Origin of the sequence: Limnohabitans sp. Hippo4, from assembly GCF_003063605.1 — a bacterium.
In the GTDB taxonomy this organism is placed as follows: Bacteria; Pseudomonadota; Gammaproteobacteria; order Burkholderiales; family Burkholderiaceae_C; genus Limnohabitans_A.
On sequence record NZ_NESE01000001.1, the window covers coordinates 163,306 to 183,350 of the forward strand.

The 20,045-nt window shown below is 49.9% G+C and carries 11 protein-coding genes; 2 read left to right on the forward strand and 9 right to left on the reverse strand.

What is annotated here, in order from left to right:
• Positions 1-6: 6 nt before the first annotated feature.
• The 7 genes from nusA to B9Z46_RS00775 all read right to left on the reverse strand — a co-directional run bounded on the left by nusA (position 7) and on the right by B9Z46_RS00775 (position 11,720).
• On the reverse strand, positions 7-1,491 hold the full coding sequence (nusA, locus tag B9Z46_RS00745; protein ID WP_055360742.1) for a transcription termination factor NusA: 1,485 nt from the start codon (positions 1,489-1,491) through the stop codon (positions 7-9).
• Position 1,492: 1 nt separating this feature from the next.
• The gene (gene rimP, locus B9Z46_RS00750; protein WP_108254199.1) at positions 1,493-2,077 is read right to left on the reverse strand and encodes a ribosome maturation factor RimP; all 585 of its coding nucleotides are present in this window, start codon (positions 2,075-2,077) and stop codon (positions 1,493-1,495) included.
• A 179-nt stretch (positions 2,078-2,256) separates the two neighbouring features.
• Positions 2,257-4,092, reverse strand: a complete 1,836-nt coding sequence (locus B9Z46_RS00755) for an ABC transporter ATP-binding protein (RefSeq protein ID WP_108254200.1) — start codon at positions 4,090-4,092, stop codon at positions 2,257-2,259.
• Positions 4,089-5,534, reverse strand: a complete 1,446-nt coding sequence (locus B9Z46_RS00760) for an ABC transporter permease (RefSeq protein ID WP_108254201.1) — start codon at positions 5,532-5,534, stop codon at positions 4,089-4,091. Before B9Z46_RS00760 ends, B9Z46_RS00755 begins: the two co-directional genes overlap by 4 nt.
• 7 nt (positions 5,535-5,541) lie before the next feature.
• Positions 5,542-6,519 carry an ABC transporter permease gene (locus tag B9Z46_RS00765; protein ID WP_108254202.1) on the reverse strand — a complete coding sequence of 326 codons (978 nt, stop codon included), beginning with the start codon at positions 6,517-6,519 and terminating at the stop codon, positions 5,542-5,544.
• Entirely contained in the window at positions 6,519-8,765 is a 2,247-nt protein-coding gene (locus B9Z46_RS00770; RefSeq protein ID WP_108254203.1) for an ABC transporter substrate-binding protein, read from the reverse strand. The genes B9Z46_RS00765 and B9Z46_RS00770 overlap by 1 nt, the downstream gene beginning before the upstream one ends.
• 117 nt (positions 8,766-8,882) lie before the next feature.
• Complete coding sequence (locus B9Z46_RS00775; RefSeq protein ID WP_158268375.1) at positions 8,883-11,720, reverse strand: TonB-dependent siderophore receptor; 2,838 nt, start codon at positions 11,718-11,720, stop codon at positions 8,883-8,885.
• A 332-nt stretch (positions 11,721-12,052) separates the two neighbouring features.
• Between B9Z46_RS00775 and fabI the strand changes: the two genes are divergently transcribed.
• Both fabI and B9Z46_RS00785 read left to right on the forward strand, forming a co-directional pair.
• Positions 12,053-12,838 (forward strand): enoyl-ACP reductase FabI, encoded by a 786-nt coding sequence (gene fabI, locus B9Z46_RS00780; protein ID WP_055360735.1) that lies wholly within the window; start codon positions 12,053-12,055, stop codon positions 12,836-12,838.
• A 228-nt stretch (positions 12,839-13,066) separates the two neighbouring features.
• Positions 13,067-15,745 (forward strand): TonB-dependent receptor, encoded by a 2,679-nt coding sequence (locus tag B9Z46_RS00785; RefSeq protein ID WP_108254205.1) that lies wholly within the window; start codon positions 13,067-13,069, stop codon positions 15,743-15,745.
• Positions 15,746-15,830: 85 nt separating this feature from the next.
• Here the strand turns inward: B9Z46_RS00785 and B9Z46_RS00790 are convergent, their stop codons facing one another.
• Both B9Z46_RS00790 and B9Z46_RS00795 read right to left on the reverse strand, forming a co-directional pair.
• Entirely contained in the window at positions 15,831-18,917 is a 3,087-nt protein-coding gene (locus B9Z46_RS00790; protein WP_108254206.1) for an efflux RND transporter permease subunit, read from the reverse strand.
• Complete coding sequence (locus tag B9Z46_RS00795; RefSeq protein ID WP_108254207.1) at positions 18,917-20,032, reverse strand: efflux RND transporter periplasmic adaptor subunit; 1,116 nt, start codon at positions 20,030-20,032, stop codon at positions 18,917-18,919. The genes B9Z46_RS00790 and B9Z46_RS00795 overlap by 1 nt, the downstream gene beginning before the upstream one ends.
• Positions 20,033-20,045: the final 13 nt, after the last annotated feature.

Consider the following 20,045-nt stretch of genomic DNA (forward strand, 5'->3'; position numbering starts at 1 on the left):
TTGAATTTAGGCCTGACCAGTGAACCAATGTTCACGGGCTTTCATGATCAGGGCGGTGGCTTCACCATCGGTTTGTCCGGTGATGTCAGTGAGTTCGTCGGTGGCCAAATCGGCCAAGTCGTCACGAGTGTGAACGCCTGCCTCAACCAATTTGGCAATGAGGTCGGGTGTTAAACCCTCGAGGTCACGCAAATCTTGCGAGACGTCTTCCACGCTTTCTTCGCGTGCAATTTCAAGTGTGAGCAAGGCATCTTTGGCACGTGAACGAAGTTCGTTGACCGTGTCTTCGTCAAAGCTTTCAATTTCCAACATTTCTTGCAAGGGCACGTAGGCCACTTCTTCCAAGCTGGTGAAACCTTCTTCGATCAAGATGTCGGCAATTTCTTGGTCCACATCAAGTTTGTCCATGAACAAAGCGCGAATGCCCGTTGTCTCTTCGGCTTGCTTTTGAGCAGACTCTGCAGCATCCATGATGTTGATTTTCCAACCGGTGAGGTCGGAAGCCAATCGGACGTTTTGACCGCCACGGCCAATGGCAATGGCCAAGTTTTCTTCATCAACCACCACATCCATGGCGTGCTTTTCTTCGTCCACAACGATGGACTGAACGTTGGCCGGTGCCAAAGCACCAATGACGAATTGTGCGGGGTCTTCACTCCACAAAACAATGTCAACACGCTCACCCGCCAATTCGTTGGTCACGCCATTGACGCGTGTACCGCGAACGCCCACGCAAGTGCCAATAGGGTCAACACGTTTGTCGTGAGACAACACGGCAATTTTGGCGCGAGAGCCTGGGTCACGGGCGCAAGATTTGATTTCAAGAAGGCCCTGTTCAATTTCGGGAACTTCTTGACGGAACAATTCAATCATGAACTCGGGTGATGAACGCGACAAAATGATGGGCGCACCACGCAAAGTCAGGTCCACTTCCATGATCATGGCGCGAACACGGTCGCCATTTCGCAAGTTTTCCTTGGGGATCATTTCGCTGCGGCGCAAACGACCTTCAACACGGCCAGACTCGACAATGATGTCGCCCTTGTCCATGCGCTTCACAGTACCGACCAAGATTTTTTCGCCGCGTGCCATGAATTCGTTGAGCAACATCTCGCGCTCAGCGTCACGGATCTTTTGCAAGATGACTTGTTTGGCGGCCATGGCACCAATGCGGCCAATGGGCAAAGACTCGACGCTCTCTTCGATGTATTCATCAACTTCGATGTCAGGAATTTGCTCGAGTGCTTCAAACAAGAGAATTTCTTGATCAGGCAACTGCAAACCCGCTTCATCAGGCACAACGTGCCAGCGGCGGAAGGTTTCGTAATTGCCGCTGTCGCGGTCAATGGCAACACGAATGTCCACATCGCCTTCGTAAAGTTTTTTGGTGGCTTGGGCCAATGCAGACTCCACAGCACCGAACACGATGTCACGCTCCACGTTCTTTTCACGTGAGATAGCTTCAACCAGCATCAACAGTTCGCGATTCATGTTAATTCTCTCCTAAGTCTATTTTGGGCTTACGGCCCTTGAAATCAACCACTGGCGCAAGACGCGCCTCTCTTAATTCGTCTAACCTGAAACCCAGCACTTGCATGGGAACTGGCGGTCTCTTTTTACTGACACGCGCACCAGGCTTGGGCTCTGGCGCATCGGACCACACAATTTGCCAAGTGTTCTCGGCAACTGCTTTTTCCAAGGTGCCCCGAAACTTTTTGCGCAAAGCGTTGACCAATCCAGCCGCAGCTTCGCCCATGGGGGCCTTCAGGGTGATGTCAATCAACTCACCTTCAAAGCGAGCCAAATCGCGGTCATTTCGCAATGGACGGTCAATGCCAGGGGAAGACACTTCAAGACGGCGATATTCAACACCGTCAACTTCCAAAGCAAACATCAATTGCCTGTTTACTTTTTCGCAGTCTTCCACCGTGACAAAGGGAATGTCCATTCGGTCAACGCCTTCTGCCCAAATGTTGTCGATGGTGATGCGCACAAGGCCTCCGGCAGAGCGTTCAATCTCTACCAGCTCGTAACCCAGTCCGGCTACAGTTTCTTCAACAATCTGCTGCAATGCCACGCGAAATCAGTCTTTTCATTCAGGTTTCAGGAATTGAAAAATGACAGGTAATTACCCTGCTCATTAATCGATCGACCAAAAAAAACGGGCGGTGAAAACCCGCCCGTTTGGTCGTGAAGCTCGCATTCTAATCCATAAATCCTTGATTTGGAACGATTTTGTTGGAAAAAAGCGCCAATTTAAGACAGTGCCGTGTTGAGTTGCGGCACGGCTGAAAGCAAGGATTTTGTGTAAGCATGCTGTGGATTGTTCAAAATTTGAGAAGCTTCCCCCATTTCGACCATTTCACCAGCATGCATCACGGCAACACGGTCTGCCAAATAGGCGACCACCCCAATGTTGTGTGTGACAAACAAATAGCTCACGCCCAAATGGTCCTGCAATTCACGCAGCAAATTCAAAATCTGGGCCTGCACAGACACATCTAAAGCAGAAGTTGGCTCGTCACAGACAATCAGGCTGGGCTTAACAGCCAGTGCGCGGGCAATGGCAATGCGTTGGCGTTGCCCGCCAGAAAACTCGTGGGGGTATCGGTCCAGAGCATCTGCTCGCAAGCCCACTTGATCTATCAAAGTCTTCAAGTCTGCTTTTCGTTGGTCCACCGACCATTCAGGGTGAAGACTCTTCATGCCCTCCTCCAGAATTTCCTGAACACGCATGCGGGGGTTCAGTGAAGCAAATGGGTTCTGGAAAATGATTTGCATTTGCTTGCGGGAAGCTTGCAATGCCTGGCCCTTGAGTTGAAACAAGTCTTGTCCTTGCAAGATGGCTTGTCCCGTCACTTGGGTCTGTGGTGTCAACAATTGAAGCAAGGATTTACCGATGGTGGTCTTGCCACAGCCAGACTCCCCCACCAACGCCAAGGTCTGCCCCCTTTGGATGTCAAAACTAACGCCCTTCACTGCTTGGAAAGTTTTTTTGCCACCTAAAACGCCACCGCCCATTGAATAAGTCACCGTCAAATTCTTAACAGACAGCAGCACGGCGTGGTCCAAAGATGTTGCTTGGGCTCGCTCCAACAAGGGAGGCAAACTCAAAGACTGCAAACTGGCATCGTGCACCCGAACACAGCGAACATTGTGCGTGTCAGACAAGGCGGTCATAGCGACAGCTTTGTCTGTACAAACTTCAGTTTGGTAGGGACAACGTGGCGCAAAGCGGCAACCTGTGAAGGTTTGCGTCAGAGGCGGCACCGTGCCATGAATGGCCGCCAATTGACGACCTCTCAAATCTTCACCGGGCAAAGCTTGCAACAACAATTTGGCATAAGGGTGCGAGGGACGGACAAAGAAGTCAGCGGCAGAGGCCACCTCCACAATTTGTCCCGCATACATCAAGGCCACTTGATCAGCCATGCCACTGACAACGGCCAGGTCATGGGTAATCAAGAGCATGGCCATGCCACGTTCTTGTTGAAGGCTCTTGAGCAAGTCCAAAATTTGAGCCTGAATGGTGACATCCAAAGCGGTGGTGGGTTCATCCGCAATCAACAGATCGGGTTCAGCGGCCAAGGCAATGGCAATCATCACTCGCTGCAATTGTCCGCCCGACAATTCAAATGGGTAACTGTCCATTCTCCGTTCGGGTTCTGGCAATCCTACTTTTTGAAGCCACTCGATGGCTCTCTTTCGAGCCTGTTCTGCTTGGAGGTCGGTGTGCTGAAAGATCACTTCCAAAATTTGATCGCCCACAGTCATCACGGGATTCAAACTGGTGGAGGGCTCTTGGAAAATGATGGAAATGCGGCGTCCGCGGATGGAACGCATTTGTTTTTCACTCAAGTCAAAAACATCGACATCGTTCAAATTGACTTTGCCGTTTTGAATGACCGCGTTGTCGGGCAACAAGCGCAGCAAAGACAACGCTGTCATCGACTTGCCACAACCCGACTCACCGACCAAAGCAAAAGTTTGACCTTTTTGCAAGGTTAAATGAAGGGCATCAACGGCCCTCGCCATACCTTGCTCGGTTTGCAAGTCGACCACAAGATTCTGAACATTCAACTGCTGACTCATGCGGCCACCTCTTGCGTTGTGTTCGCCACGGAACTGCCACTGCGTAAACGGGTTCTGGGGTCAAAAGCATCCCGAACTGCATCGGCCAACAAATTGGCACTGAGCACAATCAGAAACATGAACCCAAATGCGGTGGCCAAGGTCCACCAAACCAAAGGCGTCGCGGCCAACTCAGCACGCGCTGTGTTGATCATGACGCCAAAGCTTGCCGTCTTAGGATCGACGCCAACACCGACGTAAGACAGAACGGCCTCAGCCAACACAAAACTTGAAAATTGCATCACCGTATTGATCAGCACCAAATGCATCAAGTTGGGAACAATGTGCCGCCAAAGAACTCGGGGTGTTGAAACGCCAAAAGCACGGGCCGACTGGATGTACTCCAGCTCTCGCAATTTCAAGGTTTCACCGCGAACCAAGCGGCATAAACCTGTAAAGGATGTGATGCCCAAGATTAAACACAAGAAGAACAAACGTGCGTCAGCGCGTTCGAGTGAGGTTTCAAAAACACCTTGATTCTTATCGATAAACACTTGCAACAGCAAAACGGATGCAGCAATCAGCAGCACATCCGGAATGGATGCCAGCAAGGTGTACAGGTATTGAATGGCTTCATCCACCCAGCCCCGTAAATAACCCGCAGTGACGCCGAGTAGCAATGCCAAGGGCAGTACGACAAGTGTGGTGAGGCCACCTATGACCAAAGCCGTCCTGACGCTTTTCAATGCAAACACCAAAACGGAGTTACCTGTTCTGTCAGTGCCAAACACATGGTAGCCCTGCGACAGAATCACAACCCACGTAATTGACAAGACTAGAACCGCAAAAGTGATGGCCATGGATCGCCAAGGCCAGAGGGTTTGGCCATTTCGAAAGCGAGTCAAAACGACAGAGAAAGATTGACCTGTTTGAGCCGTTGCAAGGGCTAATCCCAGCAACATCAAACTCACAACGATGGCCGCCCCCAATCCCAGTGCAGTCCACGTTTTGCGCGAGACATCTGCAGAGAGCTCGGAGGCTGGATCTTGCAAATGTTTGCCGCCAAATCGCAAACGCGGATAGTCACGCACCGAGACGCCATCGCGCTCAAAGGTTTCTTTTCTAAAAGCCACAGCAGACAAGGGCTCTGAATAACTGCGCTCTCGTGCTGTCGCCAAGGGCTTCAACAAGTTGTCTAAAAGAGAGCTGGCCTCAGAGGAATACTGTGTGCTTGTTTGCCCTGTGGAAGCTGGCAATGCTTCTCTGTAATGAACAGAGTCGGCCAAAGCAATGACCAGGAAAAAGCCCAGCACCATGCTGCTGACCATGGAGACGGGGCGTTGCATGGCCAAGCGCCAATTGGCCCTTAAATTGCGGTCGGAGCGCACTCGCCACATGTACCAAAGTACAAACAGCAAAATGGCATAAACGAATAAATCGGTGAGTAAAAATACAGGTTGCATGGTGCGCTTACTGCAAACGAATGCGAGGATCAGCCAAGGTGTAGCTGATGTCGGTCAATATCAGACCAACGATATACAAAAATGAGCCAATGAAAACCATGGCTCTCACGATGGCAAAGTCCTGGCCCGCAATGGCTTCAATCAAATAGCTGCCTAGGCCCGGAATGGCAAAAAATGACTCCGTGATGAGACTACCCATGAACAGAAGCGGAATGACCGCTACAGAGGCACTCAAAATGGGAATCAAGGCATTGCGAAGCACGTGCACCAACAACACACGAGCTTCAGACAAGCCTTTAGAACGTGCTGTGCGCACATAGTCCTTGCCAATTTCTTCCATGAACAAGGTGCGATTGAATCGCACCTCGCCACCCAAGCGCGCCAAGATACCAACGGCAATGGGCAGCACCAAAAAACGCCAAGCATCCATGCCAGGCGCAAAGCCAGAAACAGGCATCAATTGAAGAACCCTAGAGAAAATGAACTGTCCCATCACTATGAAAAACAAGGATGAGATGGACATGAACACCACGCACAAAACGGTACCCCAAAAATCCAAATAGGTGGCCCGGAAAAAAGCCAAGCCGAGGGCCAAGACGATCGAAATACCTAAGCCCACCACAAAAGTTGGTAAAGCCAAGGCGATCGATGGACCTGCACGTCTGACGATTTCAGAAGCAATGTCGCGGCCGCTGTCTGCACGGCCAAAATCAAAAGCAAACATGCGCAGGGAACTGTCTAAAAATAAGGTGTTGGTCACTTGAGCCACGCCCTGCTCTTTTTCATTGAAAAACAGAGGTCGGTCGTAGCCGCGTTCAGCTTTCCATTTTTCAATGGCATCGGGCGTGACGCGTTTGCCACCGAGCTGCATGCGTGCCATGTCATCCGGCGTATTGACTTTGAAAAACAAGACAAAGGTTAGCAAGTTGATGCCAATGAGAATGGCAAAACCGTAGGCCAATTTTCGGGTTAAAAATCTGAACATCACATGCTCCTTGTTGAGGTGGCAGAACCTTGAACGGCTCGCTGTGACTGTCGCCGACGCCAGGCTTTCCATGCAGGCCATGCGACGGCCAATAGCAGCAAGGGCAGGATGGCCAAAGGCCACCAAATGGCTTGGTTCCATTCTTTGATTTTGCTGGTTCTCAGTTGGGGATCAATGCGCAAATAGGGCAAGCTGTCACGGATGATGTTGGAAGGCTTGCCGTTACCTACCCACTGGTGATAAGCCCCACCAAACTCTTCTGACCAACCATAGAGCATGGGCATTTCGTCCTGCATGATGTCAATCATTCGACCAATCAGGGCCGCGCGATCGGGTGTGTCATCCAGATCCTTCATGCGATCAAAGAGTTGATCGAATTCAGGATGCGCAAAATTGCTGGAGTTTTCACCATCAAATTTGGCCTTCGAATTAGGGCCGTACAACAAGAACAAGAAGTTCTCAGGATCTGGGTAATCGGCCAGCCAACCCCAGAAGAAAAATTGCGCGGAACCTTTGCGCATCTTGTCTTGAAAACGGTTGTAGTCTGTGTTGCGAATTTCTATTTGGATGTTCAACTTGGCAAATTGCTTGGCCACCCAATCCAAACGAGCTTTGTAACCTGGACCCACACCCTGCGTGTCGTAATTCAAAACCAAAGGCTGCCCTGTTTTAGAGTCGCGGCCCTCTGGATAGCCTGCTTCAGCTAGCAGCTTTTTGGCAACCTCAATGGATTTGCGTTTGTATTTGCCATCGGCCGCAATGTCGTAAACCACAGGATTGGGCTTTGACAAGTTGTTGCCAAACAAGCCTGGCACCACAACACTGTGATTGACCTGCGCACGGTCATCTTCAAAAATGGACACGTACTCTTCAAAGTCAAAAGCAATGGCCAATGCTTGGCGTAACTTCTTATTGCGAACACGGTCCTCTGGCGTTTTGCCGAGTCCCACGACGGGGTCTAGCCAATTGAAACCAAAATGCCAAAAACCGACTTGAATGGTGCTGGGCAATTGAATTTTGCGCTCCAACAATTCTTTGGCGCGACCTGTACCATCTTGAATCGACACTTGGTAACCAATGCCAGGCTCACCACGTTCTAATTGAGGAATGTCGTAATAACCTTGGATGAATTTGGTCGCAACCGAAGTGGCTTCCTTTTCGATCACCGAGACCACCTTGTCCACGAAGGGGGTTTTAAGACCACAGTCTTTCAACAAGCCCTTTTCTTTGTCCCCCTCTTCGCCTTCACAGGGATAGGGAACGCCTCGGTAGTTGGGGTTTCGCACCAGTTCCATGCGCGAATTGGGAATGTATTCGGTCAGCATGTAAGGGCCCGTACCCACGGGCCAGGTGTCTGGGTTCAAGTTGCGACGAGACATTCCCGCTTGTGCATAAAACGCATCGACTTCCCATGGAATGGGCGCAAAAAAGGTCATGGCCAACCAATATTTGAATTGCGGGTATTTGCCCACCACTCGAATTTTCAAGGTGTGCGCATCAAGCACTTCAACGCCAGTCAGTTTGTGTTCTCTGAAATCTAGCCAAGGCAAATGACCGAAAGGTCCCACCTCTCGCGCTGACTTACCCTCTTTGAGTTTTTCATTGAAAGCTTTGATCTCTTTGCCGTAATCTGCCAAGCCCACAATCTTTTCTGACAAGAAACCAAACGAAGGTGACTTGATGCGAGGTGTAGCCAAACGTTTGATGGCGTAGGCATAGTCTTCAGCCAGCAATTCGCGAGTACCCATGTGTTCAAAGTCGTAGGGACGGCGCTTGCCCTCTAAATCGGATTCTTTCAATGACAAGTATCGATGCTTGCCATCGGGCGACTTTGCAAATGCTGGGTGCGGTTGGTATTGAATGCCGGGTTCAATTCTCAGCTCAAAAACACTTTCAGCGATTTGATCGGCTGGTGTTTGAAGAGGCACTTCACGACCATCTTTTCCCACAAACTTCACACTGGGCATGTCGGTCAAGGTGCGGGGCACCAACTCATAGGGACGCTTCAAATAGTGGTACTTAAGTGGCGGTTCATACACCGCATAAGTCCAAGGCGTTTCATTGTTGCTGTACGAGGACGTTGAATCTAAATACTTAGGTGATTCTTGATAAGAGCTGAAGAGGACATTCTCAGCCAAGAGTGCTTTGGGCACAGGTTCATTGGAGACGCCACCACAAGACTGGAGCAGAAAGGCAAGCCCGCAGATGGCAGCAAAACGCTGAAGTCGATGAATTGAACTGAACATGATGATTGTTTTTGAAAGATGGCGTACTTTATCTCAAGCGACATGAACTTTTCGCCAGCGCCCTCTAAAGAAAAAACGCCTCGAAATCGAGGCGTTTTTAGTGGATGTCAAGACAACTTAGTTAAAGATGTAGTTGGCAGTCAAGCGCGAGTAGCGACCTGTGTTGTTGTACAAACTAGAAGAATAACCCTGCTGCACCGTGGTGCTGGTGTTGGAGCCAGGATAGTAAGGCGCTGGCTTGTCAAACACGTTGGAAATGTTCAAGCCCAATTGCAGGTTTTTGATGCCGTTGTACATGTACCCCACGTCAAAGGTTTTCCATGAAGGCACTTTGCAGTCAGGGTAGTAGGTGTTGTACAAAGCAACGCCACCCAAGGAAGTGGCTGTTTTGGGCTGACCTGAACCATAGTGGCAATAAGCAACAGGGTACTCAGTGGCACCGTCATAACGACGCATCATGGAAATAGACGTGGTCATTTTCATGGCGGCCAAGAAGATGTGTGAGCCTTGCTCTAACGCGGTCGACAAAGACAAACGATTGCGTGGAATAGCGCCAACAGAGGTTGCCCAGTCATTCAAGCCACCAGCAGTGCCTACGGCATTGCGCATGAAGTCGCCAGGCGCTTCTGCACGCATGTAAGACATCAAGTGCGTCATTTTGAACGATGAAGTCAAACGACCATAGTCGCCCAAGTTGTTGCGTGACTTCAATTCCAGGTCAATACCCGTGATCTCTGTGGCACCTTGGTTAACCCAAGGTGTTTTGACAGCAATCAAAGGACCTGTACCAGGAATAGGATTGCCATTGGCATCCTTCAATTGGTTCAACGGATTGGTGTCGCGTGTGATGGCGTCTGCTGGGAAGCGATCGGGGTGCTCAAGCAGGTAGGTTGCGCTGCCCAAGGCCACTTCGTTCTCTTGACGAACCTTGTAGGTATCGATCAATACATCGATGTCTTTTGTAGGCGAATAGATCATGCCCAATGAGAAGCCTTTTGATTTCTCTGGTTTCAGATCTGGGTTGGAACCGCCCACACCAGAGACGCTCTTGGAACAATCAGCTTGTTCTGCACCAGCAACGGGTGTTACGCCATCAGGACAACGAATAGGATCAACTGTACCATTCAAGAAGAATTGTGCACCACCAGAAGCTACCTGAGACAGGGCGGGCGCACGGAAGCCTTCTGAGTAAGTACCCCGGAATGCTAAGCCCTCATTGGCAATCCACTTGGCGCCAACTTTAGGCACAAAATTTGTTTTGAAACTTGGATATTTGTCAAAACGACCGGCAAAGTCCATTTCAAAGGTTTTTGAGAACGGCGTACGCACTTCGAAGAAGGAAGAGACGACATCGCGTTTACTTTGAATGGCAGTTGTAGAAAGCCCCAAAATATCCCCGCGAGCATTGGCGGGATCTGGATCGATGGAAAGCCGCTCTTGGCGAGCTTCAACGCCAACAGCCAAACCAATTTTGCCACCCGCCAACTGGCCAAGCTCAGTCGTAGCTTTTGCATCCCATTGAGCAATTTCAGCAATGCCGACATTGGTCAAATCTTTGGTGATGGTGGGATCTGCCGCCAAAGATGCTAACGAGCGCTTGTCAGTGATCAGCTTGCGCAATGTTGGCAAGTACAAGAAGCCGTAGGCTGTTTCTTCACGGCGAGATTGGTTCCAGAGTACAGCGCTCTCCCAATCCCATGCACCTTGAACGCCCTTCAAGCCGCCCAATAAGCGGACATTTTGATTCAGTAAGTCGTTACCTGTTTTAAGATTTTCAAATCGATAAACGACGGCTGAACGTGCATCTGTGAAAGGATTGTCTGGATGGCCAATTGGTAAAATCGCTTGGAAAGGCTCTGCAATACCACCAACTAAGAAGTTGGTGGTTGGCGATGTACCGCTAATGGTTCGTGCAGGAGCGCGATATGTGCGACGTGTGTCGTTGAAAGCAAATTCACTGAATGCAGACAAATTTTCATTGATTCTGAACTTGCCGATTCCTAGCAAGCTGAAATCTTCGCCCTCGGTTTGCACATCGGTAAATGCATCGCCATCGTAGTTACAGAATGTTCGGCCAAACAAGAAACTGGACGAAGCAATACCGTATGCGGCACTGCCCACCAATTGCTTGGATGGATCACAGTTCAGTTTGTTCAATATGTTGGGAGAAGTCGCATTTCCAGTCGTGAAGAACGATTTGGAATTGAGTGCACGCTCTTTGAAGAAAAAAGGCTGATCTGTTGCGTAGCTGTAATACGGGATCAAACGGTTGTTCATTGCTGCGTATTCAGAGGCACGGATGTCAAATGAGCCATCACGCACCGTTGTCTTGTTTTGAGAAGACAAATCGAATGACAACATCAGGCTTTTGCCATCTGCTTTGTAATTGCCAATGCCTACAGTGCCATTGACATTGCGACGACCAAATTCTTGGTTGTCATTGGCACCAATGCTGGTTGAAATTTCGCCACCCACAAAACCGGTTTTGGTGATGAAGTTGATCACACCCGCCATGGCATCAGAGCCATAAACAGCTGAAGCACCGTCCTTGAAAATTTCAATGCGCTCGATGGCAGAGACTGGGATGCTGTTCAAGTCATACAAGGTCGATTGACCATTGTTGGGATTGGCATACGCGGAAGGCGTCATGCGACGGCCATTCAGCAAAATCAATGTAGAGGTAGAACCCAAAGCACGCAGAGATGCGGTGGCCACGCCACGTGAGAAACCATTTTGATCCGGTGTGTCGTTGTAACCTCCCACGCCCATTGAAGGGACCGCCTTCAACAATTGCAAAACACTGGTGGCACCCGATTGCTGAATCTCTTGGGCAGAGATTGTTTGAATGGGAGATGTTCCCTCTTTATCAGCACGCTTCAAGTTCGAGCCAGTGATGGTGACTTCCGCAAGACCCGATTGCTGGGCGAATGCCATGGGCGAAACACCAGCAGTCATGAGAACCATAACAGCCAGGCTAATTTTGGATGGCTTAAACATCAAGCGACCTTTCAAATCAAAAAATAATAGATTTGATGTTTTTAGTCGAAAAGTTACTTTTGTTAACTTGGGAATTACACGAGTAGGGTCTTGATGACGACAAACCTTCGTTTTCTATAGAATTCAAAATATACAGACAACGAATACTTGGTAATTACTTTAAAAATAATATTGATTCATTGAATCAATTCAAAAAGTTAGCAGTGTTGCAAGCAGCCAACAAAGAGCGTCATCGTCTAGTACAGGCCAGCATGTCAAAATGTCGAATTAGATAACTTTCCTTTCACACCATGAGCTTCCTTGCTGGCAAAAAAATCCTGATCACAGGCGTTCTCTCCAACCGTTCTATCGCTTACGGCATCGCCAAAGCTTGTCATGAACAGGGTGCTGAATTGGCTTTCAGCTATGTGGGCGAGAGATTCAAGGACCGGATCACAGAATTTGCGGCTGACTTTGGCTCCAAGCTGATCTTTGACTGCGATGTGGGAGACGATGCGCAAATTGACAAATTGTTCAAAGATTTGTCGCAACACTGGCCACAATTTGACGGTTTTGTTCACAGCATCGGCTACGCCCCCAGGGAAGCCATCGCCGGCGATTTCATTGAAGGCCTCAGCCGTGAAGGCTTCAAAATTGCGCACGACATCAGTGCGTATTCATTTCCAGCCATGGCCAAGGCAGCCCTCCCATACTTGCGCGAAAACGCTGCTTTGCTCACCTTGACCTATTTGGGCGCCCTCAAAGTGGTACCAAACTACAACACCATGGGTTTGGCCAAGGCATCCTTGGAAGCCTCTGTGCGCTACTTGGCAGACTCTTTGGGACCCAAGAAAATTCGCGTCAACGGCATCAGTGCCGGCCCCATCAAAACTTTGGCCGCCAGTGGCATCAAAGACTTCGGCAAAATTCTGAGTGCTGTTGCAGCCGCATCCCCCATTCGCCGCAACGTCACCATTGAGGATGTTGGCAATACAGCCGCATTTCTGATGAGTCCTTTGTCAGCAGGCATCTCTGCCGAAATTGTGTATGTCGATGGTGGTTTCAGCCATGTTGTGGGTGGTATCGGCGAAGCTTAATTTTCTAGTCACATCCCCCTCCCAAAAACAACGTCTTAGGGCGTTGTTTTTTTTTAACATTTCCAAAAATCAGAATAGCAATTTTCACAAATTTGTCAGATATTTAGAGGATGAGTAACTGAAATGTAACTTTTGGTCTTTTCTCAGCCGTACACGAGTGTCTGGTTGTTCCGAAAAGACCATTTTTCACTTCATTCTCATATTCATTTAGTTACAAAAGGATTAAAAATGCCTCGATTCAAAATCAGCACCCTGAACCGCCACTTGTGGCTGGCTTTCGGTGGCACTGCTTTGACCATGGCGAGCCTGCAAGTTGCACAAGCTCAACAAGTCGAAACCGTGACCATCACTGGCTCGTCTATCAAGCGTTCCATCGAAAACCAAAGCGCCCTGCCCGTTTCGATCTACTCTGCAGAAGAGTTGAAATCCGTGGGCGTCACGTCCACTGAAGAAATTGTTCAGCGCATTACAGCCAGCCAATCCAGCACCGGTGGCAGCCAAAGCATTGGCTCTGGCACAGGCGGTGGCTCTTACGCCAGTTTGCGCGGTTTGGGTTCCAACAAAACTTTGATTTTGTTGAACGGCCGTCGTTTGGCTTTCTTCGGTATTGGCGCTAGCGCTGTTGACTTGAATGCCATTCCTTTTGCCGCACTCGAGCGCATCGAAGTATTGCGTGATGGCGCTTCTGCCATTTATGGTACGGACGCCGTTGGCGGTGTGATCAACTTCATCACGAAGCGTGATTACCAAGGTGTTGACATTGCCATTGACAACACATACCCATCACAACAATCTGGCCAAATCAAGCGTTTCACTTTCTCAGGTGGACAAGGTTCATTGGCCAAAGACGGTTACAACTTGTGGTTCTCTCTGGACAACAAAACACAAGCTTCCGTCAAGGCAACTGACCGTGCATTTGGCGCAACGGGTGTGATTCCGTCAGCTGGTTTGAACAAAACCTCAGGCACAACCTTCCCTGCCAACTTCAACTACTACAACACAGCAGGCGCCATCAAGTCAGGCAACGTCACATTGCCCAATTGCGCCCCTCCTGGATCGATCTTCATTTCTGGCACAACTTGCCGTTATGACTACACATCGGCCATTGACATCATTCCTGAAACAGAGAATTTGAACATCAATGCAAAAGGTACGTTCCGTTTGAGCGACAGCCGTTTGTTGACAATTGAAGCCGTTCACTCAGAGAACACCAATATCGCTCGTGTTGCGCCCGATCCAGTGACCGGTATGACAATGCCTGTGACTAGCCCGTTCTATCCCACAACCTATGCCGGTTTGGACGCTACAAAAGGTTTGATCGGTATTGGCTGGCGCATGGTGCCAGCAGGCCGTCGTGAAAACACATCTAACTCCACAGCCAACCGTGTTGTGGCTGATTTGTCAGGTGTTGAAGGTGCATGGGAATACAAAACTGGTTTCTACTCTGCTTCCAGCACAGTTTCTGATGGCCCAACCAACGGTTATGTCAGCAAAACCAAAATTCAAGCGGGCGTCACAAGCGGTTTGTTGAATCCTTTTGGCACTAACACGCAAGCAGCTTTGGATTACATCGATGCGGCCAAAGCACGTGGCACATTCTCTACAGGTCGTGGTACTGCCACAGGCGTAGATGCCCGCTTCAACCGTGACTGGTTCAAGATGGACGGTGGCAACGCCGCTATTTCGATTGGCGCAGAAGCACGTCGTGAAGGTTATTCAACCAACACCAACGACGACCTGGTCAACAGCGTGCCATCCGCTGGTCGCAGCCCTTACCACGTCAATGACGCATCACGCACAGTGACCGCTGTTGTGACCGAAGCCTTGTTCCCTGTGTCCAAGCAGTTGGAATTGCAAGCCGCTTTGCGCGCTGACAATTACAGCGACTTTGGCAGCAGCGTGAATCCTAAAGTAGGCTTCCGTTACACATTGTCTCCCACTGCAGTGATTCGTGGCTCTGCCAACACTGGCTTCCGCGCACCATCCTTGGATGACGTGTTCGGTCCTCAGTCACGCACCTTCTCAAGCAATGCTTATGACGATCCTTTGTTGTGCCCAGGCGGTAAAGCAACTGCATCTGGCATCACATCACGTGATTGCGGTCAGCAGACTCAAGCTTTGAACGGTGGTAATCCTGACGTTCAACCTGAGAAGTCCAAAGCGATCAGCTTCGGTACAGCTTTCCAGCCCGCGAAAAACTTGCTGATGACCGTTGACTATTGGAACGTTCAAGTGAAGAGCCAAATTGGTTCCTTCCCTGAGCAAACCATTTTCGACGATCCAGCCAAGTACGCCAGCAAGATCATTCGTTGCAACACTTTGAGTGCTGCCGAAGCATCTAACTGGGAACGTTGCCAAGTGGTTGCAGGCTCTAACGCCATTGCCTACATCAAAACATTGACCGACAACTTGGGCAATGTGAAGACCAATGGTTTGGATTTCAGCGCTGCTTACGCCACCACCATTGCCGGTTTGAAAACCAACTTCAACTACGATGGCACTTACGTCAACAGCTACAAATACCAACGTGAAATCGGTGGCGAGTACATCGAAAACGCTGGCAAGTACAAAGACTCTAGCCCCATCTTCCGTTGGAAGCACAACCTGACCACCACCATGGCGCAAGGTAACTACCGTTACAGCGCAGGCGTGCGTTACATGTCTGGTTACACCGATGAGAATGCCGATCCTTCATACATCAATGAAGTGAAGTCATACACATTGGTTGACTTCGGCGTGAGCTACACAGGTATCAAAAACCTGACATTGGGCGCCGTGTTGCGTAACGTGTTTGACACAAAGCCACCTTTCACAAACCAAGGTGCTACGTTCCAACAAGGTTACGACCCACGTTACACAGACCCCCTGGGTCGTGCATTGGCTGTGAAAGCGAACTACAAGTTCTAATCACCACAGTCCCAGATCATGACTGGGACTGGCCACAAAAAACCGCTCCTCGGAGCGGTTTTTTTATGCCTGCTCAAATTGAATATTAAGTCGCATCGTCTTTGACAAGGTAAGAGTAAATCACGGGCACCACCACCAAGGTTAAAAAAGTAGACGTCAATACACCACCAATGATGGCGCGTCCCATGCCTGCTTGTAATTCACCGCCTTCGTTCAGCGCCAAGGCCAAGGGCAGCATGCCAAATATCATGGCAAAGGTGGTCATCATGATGGGGCGCATGCGAACTTGTCCAGCTTCCAGCAATGCATCTTTCACTGACAAGCCTCGCTTGCGCGATTCATTGGCAAAGTCGATCAACAAAATGGCGTTTTTGGTCACCAAGCCCATCAGCATCACCATGCCAATCATGGAGAACAAGTTAAGGGTGGTTTGAGTGAGCCACAAAGAAAGCATCACGCCCATCAAGGCCAAAGGCAGCGATGCCATGATGGCAATCGGCTGTTTGAAACTGTTGAATTGACTGGCCAACACAATGTAGATGAACAGCACAGCCATCAACATGGCACTCAAGATGGCCGAGAAGGCATCTTGCTGATCTTTGGTCGATCCTTGCAAATCAAAGTAAATGCCTTCCGGCGGTGTAGTTGCTTTCATCATGGCTTGAACATCAGCGCCTACATCGCCGGCTGGACGGCCTTCAACACTAGCAAAGATGGCTTCACGGCGCATCAAATTTTGGCGCCGGATCACTTCTGGGTTGGCGGTCGGTTCAATCCGAGCCACTCTGGCCAATTCAATGGCTTGCCCTTCTTTGGTGTACGCAACGGGCAATTTGTGCATTTGCACCAAATGCTGACGATCGAGTTCAGGCAACCTTAAAACCACCTGAATCTGCTCACCATCACCTGCCAGCCAGGTTGTGGCAACTTCACCATTGACATAAGCTCTCAGCGTCTGCGCCACTTGCGAAGCGTTCAAGCCCAGTTCACGAATGGCCAATGCATCCAGTTTGACGCTGTAGGCTGTCAGTCCAGGCTTGACGGAAAGGTCCACGTCCACAATGCCAGGAATGCTTTTGATCTTTTCAGAAAAGTCTTTGCTGAATTGCGCCAAACGTTCGGCATCGTTGCCCAACACCGCAATGTAGATCGGCCTGTCCAAGCCGATGGCCACTTCAATGCCTGAGATGGGCTGCGTCAACTTGCGAAGAACTTCTTCAATTTGTTTTTGCGTGCGTTGCCGTTCATGTTTTGGTTTTAAGACAATGTTGACGGCCGCCTGATTTCGACCCACCAAAAATCCAGCATCACTGCCACCAATCACGGTCACGACCGTTTCAACTTCAGGCACAGATCGAATGGCCGCCTCCACTTGGGCCAACTTTTCGCTACTGCGTGGCAAGCTAGACCCCACCGGCAAGCGCATGGTGATTTGAATCAGTCCACGGTCTGTCTGTGGAATGAATTCTGTTCCAACCACTTTGGTCAGTAAAAATGCAATCACCAAGCTCAACACCGCACCCCACAGCACCAACGCACGATGCGACAGTCTCAACCCTGGAACGAGTTCAAACTTGCGAGTGTCAAAAATCCAGTGAACCAAAGACTCGTAAGACGCGTGGCATCCTGCCATGAAACGATCGACCCTCGCAATCAAATAGCCGAGCACGGGCACCCGGTCCAAATTGGCATTGGCGGGCTCTGGCCAAACACTGGACAACATCGGATCCAAGGTAAAACTGACCAACAAAGAGATGATCACTGCGACAACCACCGTGATTCCGAATGGGAAAAACAAGCGACCTGTGATGCCATCCATGAAAGCCATCGGCACAAATACAGCACAAATCGCAAAGGTCGTCGCCAAAACGGCCAAGCCAATTTCTTGAGTGCCTTCCAGAGCCGCTTGGACATGCGATTTGCCCATGGCCAAATGCCGCACAATGTTTTCACGCACCACAATGGCATCGTCCACCAGCAAGCCGATGCACAGTGACAAAGCCATCATGGTCATGAAGTTGAGTGTGAATCCAAAAGCCTGAACGGCGATGAAACTGGAAATGACCGAAATGGGCAGGGTCAATCCTGTGATCACCGTGCTTCGCCAAGACTTCAAGAAAAGCAACACAATGGCCACCGTCAACAAAGCGCCTTCAATCAGCGTTCTTTGGACGCCCACCAATGAAGCCTTTACCCAATCGCTGTTCAAGCTGATTGTGCGAATTTCAACATCTGCGGGAATTTGATTCTTGAGTTCAGCCAAGGCCTCTTTGATGCCCTCGCCTGTGCTCACAATGTTGGCATCTTGCTGTTTGAATACTTCAATGCTGATGGCACGCTGACCGTTGATACGCGCCAAGGATTCAAGTTCTTTTTCGCGCAGGTAAAGATTGCCAAGATCTGCCACAGTCACAGGCAATCCGCTTCGTTGCTGAACCACGGTGGCGTTCAAGTCCAAATAATTTTTGGACCGACCTTCCATTCGCAAAATGCCATCCTGAACGTCATTGGATATCAAGCCAATGGGTGCATCTTGATTTTGAGCTTTGAGGGCATTGCTGATGTCTATGGGAAGAACAGCATTGGCACGCAATTTTTGTTGGTTCAAGTCGATGCGAATTTCTCGCGTGGCATTGCCAGAAATTTTGATGAAGGCAATGCCATCAATTCGTTGCAAACGACGAACCACTTGCAATTCCGCCAACATCGACACATCGCGATGCGTCTTGGATTGCGACAAAACCCCAATCACCGCCACAGGCTCTGAGGCCTCATTGTTAACGCGCAAAACCAAGGGGGTTTTGGCATCTTTGGGAAATGCAGCCTGCACAGCTGCAATTTTGTCCCGCACATCTTGCATGCCACGGGCCATGTTGGCATTCAAATTGAATTCGACACTGGTTTGGCTGCGACCTTCGAAAGAGCGTGAGGTGATGCGTTTCACACCGGCAATGCCATTGAGTGCTTCTTCTATTTTTTTGGTGATTTCTTCCTCCACCGATTGCGGCGACGCACCTGGGTAAAGCACATCGACATAGGCAATCGGCAAGTTCAAATCAGGCAGTTGTTCTACCCCCAACTTGACATAAGAAAAGATGCCCAAGACACACAAGGCAATCATCACCATGACCGCAAAGACAGGCCTTGCAATCGATACACGCGTGACCCACATCAGCGCTTGACCTCAACCTTGGTGCCCTCTTTCAGGCCCTCAAATCGAAGCGCCAACACAGCGTCAGTGGCTTTCAGGCCATCCAAAATGTAAATGCGCTGACCTTGTGAATCCTTCATGCCGGTCGTGACGGTCTGACGTTTGAGCACGCCCTCTTGAATGACCCAAACGATGCTCTTGCCACCTTCTTCTTGGACGGCTGTGATCGGCAAGGTCAAACCCTCTTGGTTTAATGCATAGGCGTATTGCGCCATTCCCATCAAACCCGGGCGAAGCATGGGTGGCAAACTTGCCTGCTCTAGCGTGAGATACACAGGCAGTGCACGAGATCCCGCATCGTTACCAGGACCAATGCGATCCAAACGAAGCATAACGGCCTGACTGACGCCTTCAAATTGAACGGGCATCTTCAAGCCTGGTTTGAGAAATTGACCTGCAGCAGCGTCAACCATGGCCTTGAACTCCAAGCGGACTGGGTTCAGCAATTGAAGCACTTCTTGTTCTGGCGAAATTTTTTCACCTGCGTTGACCAACCGACGTGCCACAACCCCGGCAAAAGGTGCCGTGATCGCAGCATCAGCAACTTGTTTTGAATGTGCCATGGCGGCCGACTCGGCTGCTTTCAACTGCGCTAAATTAGCGGCCAAATTAGCCTGCGAAGAAGCCAAAGCCGTTTCAGAAATAAAGCCTTGTCGTGACAATTCTTGATTGGCTTTGTGCTGCGACAAGCTCAACTGGTAGGCCCGTTGAGCTGAACTCACTGCTGCTTCACGCTCCTCAGTTCTTGAACTTAAGTCACGTATATCTACTTCAGCCAGAATTTGGCCTTTTTGAACCGTTTGACCTTCGGCAACATTCAAACGGAGCAAAGTCCCTGCCGTTTTACTGCGCAATGTGGCTGTTTCAGAGGCAATCAACACCCCCGACATTTCAATCCGTCCAGACAGCGCCTGCAATTGGGCTTGCGTCACCTCAGAGGCTTGGAATACTTTCACCAGGACATCTTTGACTGGCGCTGCTTTGGCCCTTTGATGCTGCCAATACCAAGTACCGCCACCCAAAGACAGCAGCACGATCAAAGCAAGAAATAAGTGGGTTCGTGATTTGAAGTTCATTCAAGGACAGAAG

What these genes read in the sequence shown, in the direction of transcription:
- B9Z46_RS00755 (WP_108254200.1), bottom strand. Translation starts at nt 4,092, where the DNA reads ATGAGTCAGCAGTTGAATGTTCAGAATCTTGTGGTCGACTTGCAAACC.
- fabI (WP_055360735.1), top strand. Translation starts at nt 12,053, where the DNA reads ATGAGCTTCCTTGCTGGCAAAAAAATCCTGATCACAGGCGTTCTCTCC.
- nusA (WP_055360742.1), bottom strand. Translation starts at nt 1,491, where the DNA reads ATGAATCGCGAACTGTTGATGCTGGTTGAAGCTATCTCACGTGAAAAG.
- B9Z46_RS00795 (WP_108254207.1), bottom strand. Translation starts at nt 20,032, where the DNA reads ATGAACTTCAAATCACGAACCCACTTATTTCTTGCTTTGATCGTGCTG.
- B9Z46_RS00760 (WP_108254201.1), bottom strand. Translation starts at nt 5,534, where the DNA reads ATGCAACCTGTATTTTTACTCACCGATTTATTCGTTTATGCCATTTTG.
- B9Z46_RS00785 (WP_108254205.1), top strand. Translation starts at nt 13,067, where the DNA reads ATGCCTCGATTCAAAATCAGCACCCTGAACCGCCACTTGTGGCTGGCT.
- B9Z46_RS00770 (WP_108254203.1), bottom strand. Translation starts at nt 8,765, where the DNA reads ATGTTCAGTTCAATTCATCGACTTCAGCGTTTTGCTGCCATCTGCGGG.
- B9Z46_RS00775 (WP_158268375.1), bottom strand. Translation starts at nt 11,720, where the DNA reads ATGACTGCTGGTGTTTCGCCCATGGCATTCGCCCAGCAATCGGGTCTT.
- B9Z46_RS00765 (WP_108254202.1), bottom strand. Translation starts at nt 6,519, where the DNA reads ATGTTCAGATTTTTAACCCGAAAATTGGCCTACGGTTTTGCCATTCTC.
- B9Z46_RS00790 (WP_108254206.1), bottom strand. Translation starts at nt 18,917, where the DNA reads ATGTGGGTCACGCGTGTATCGATTGCAAGGCCTGTCTTTGCGGTCATG.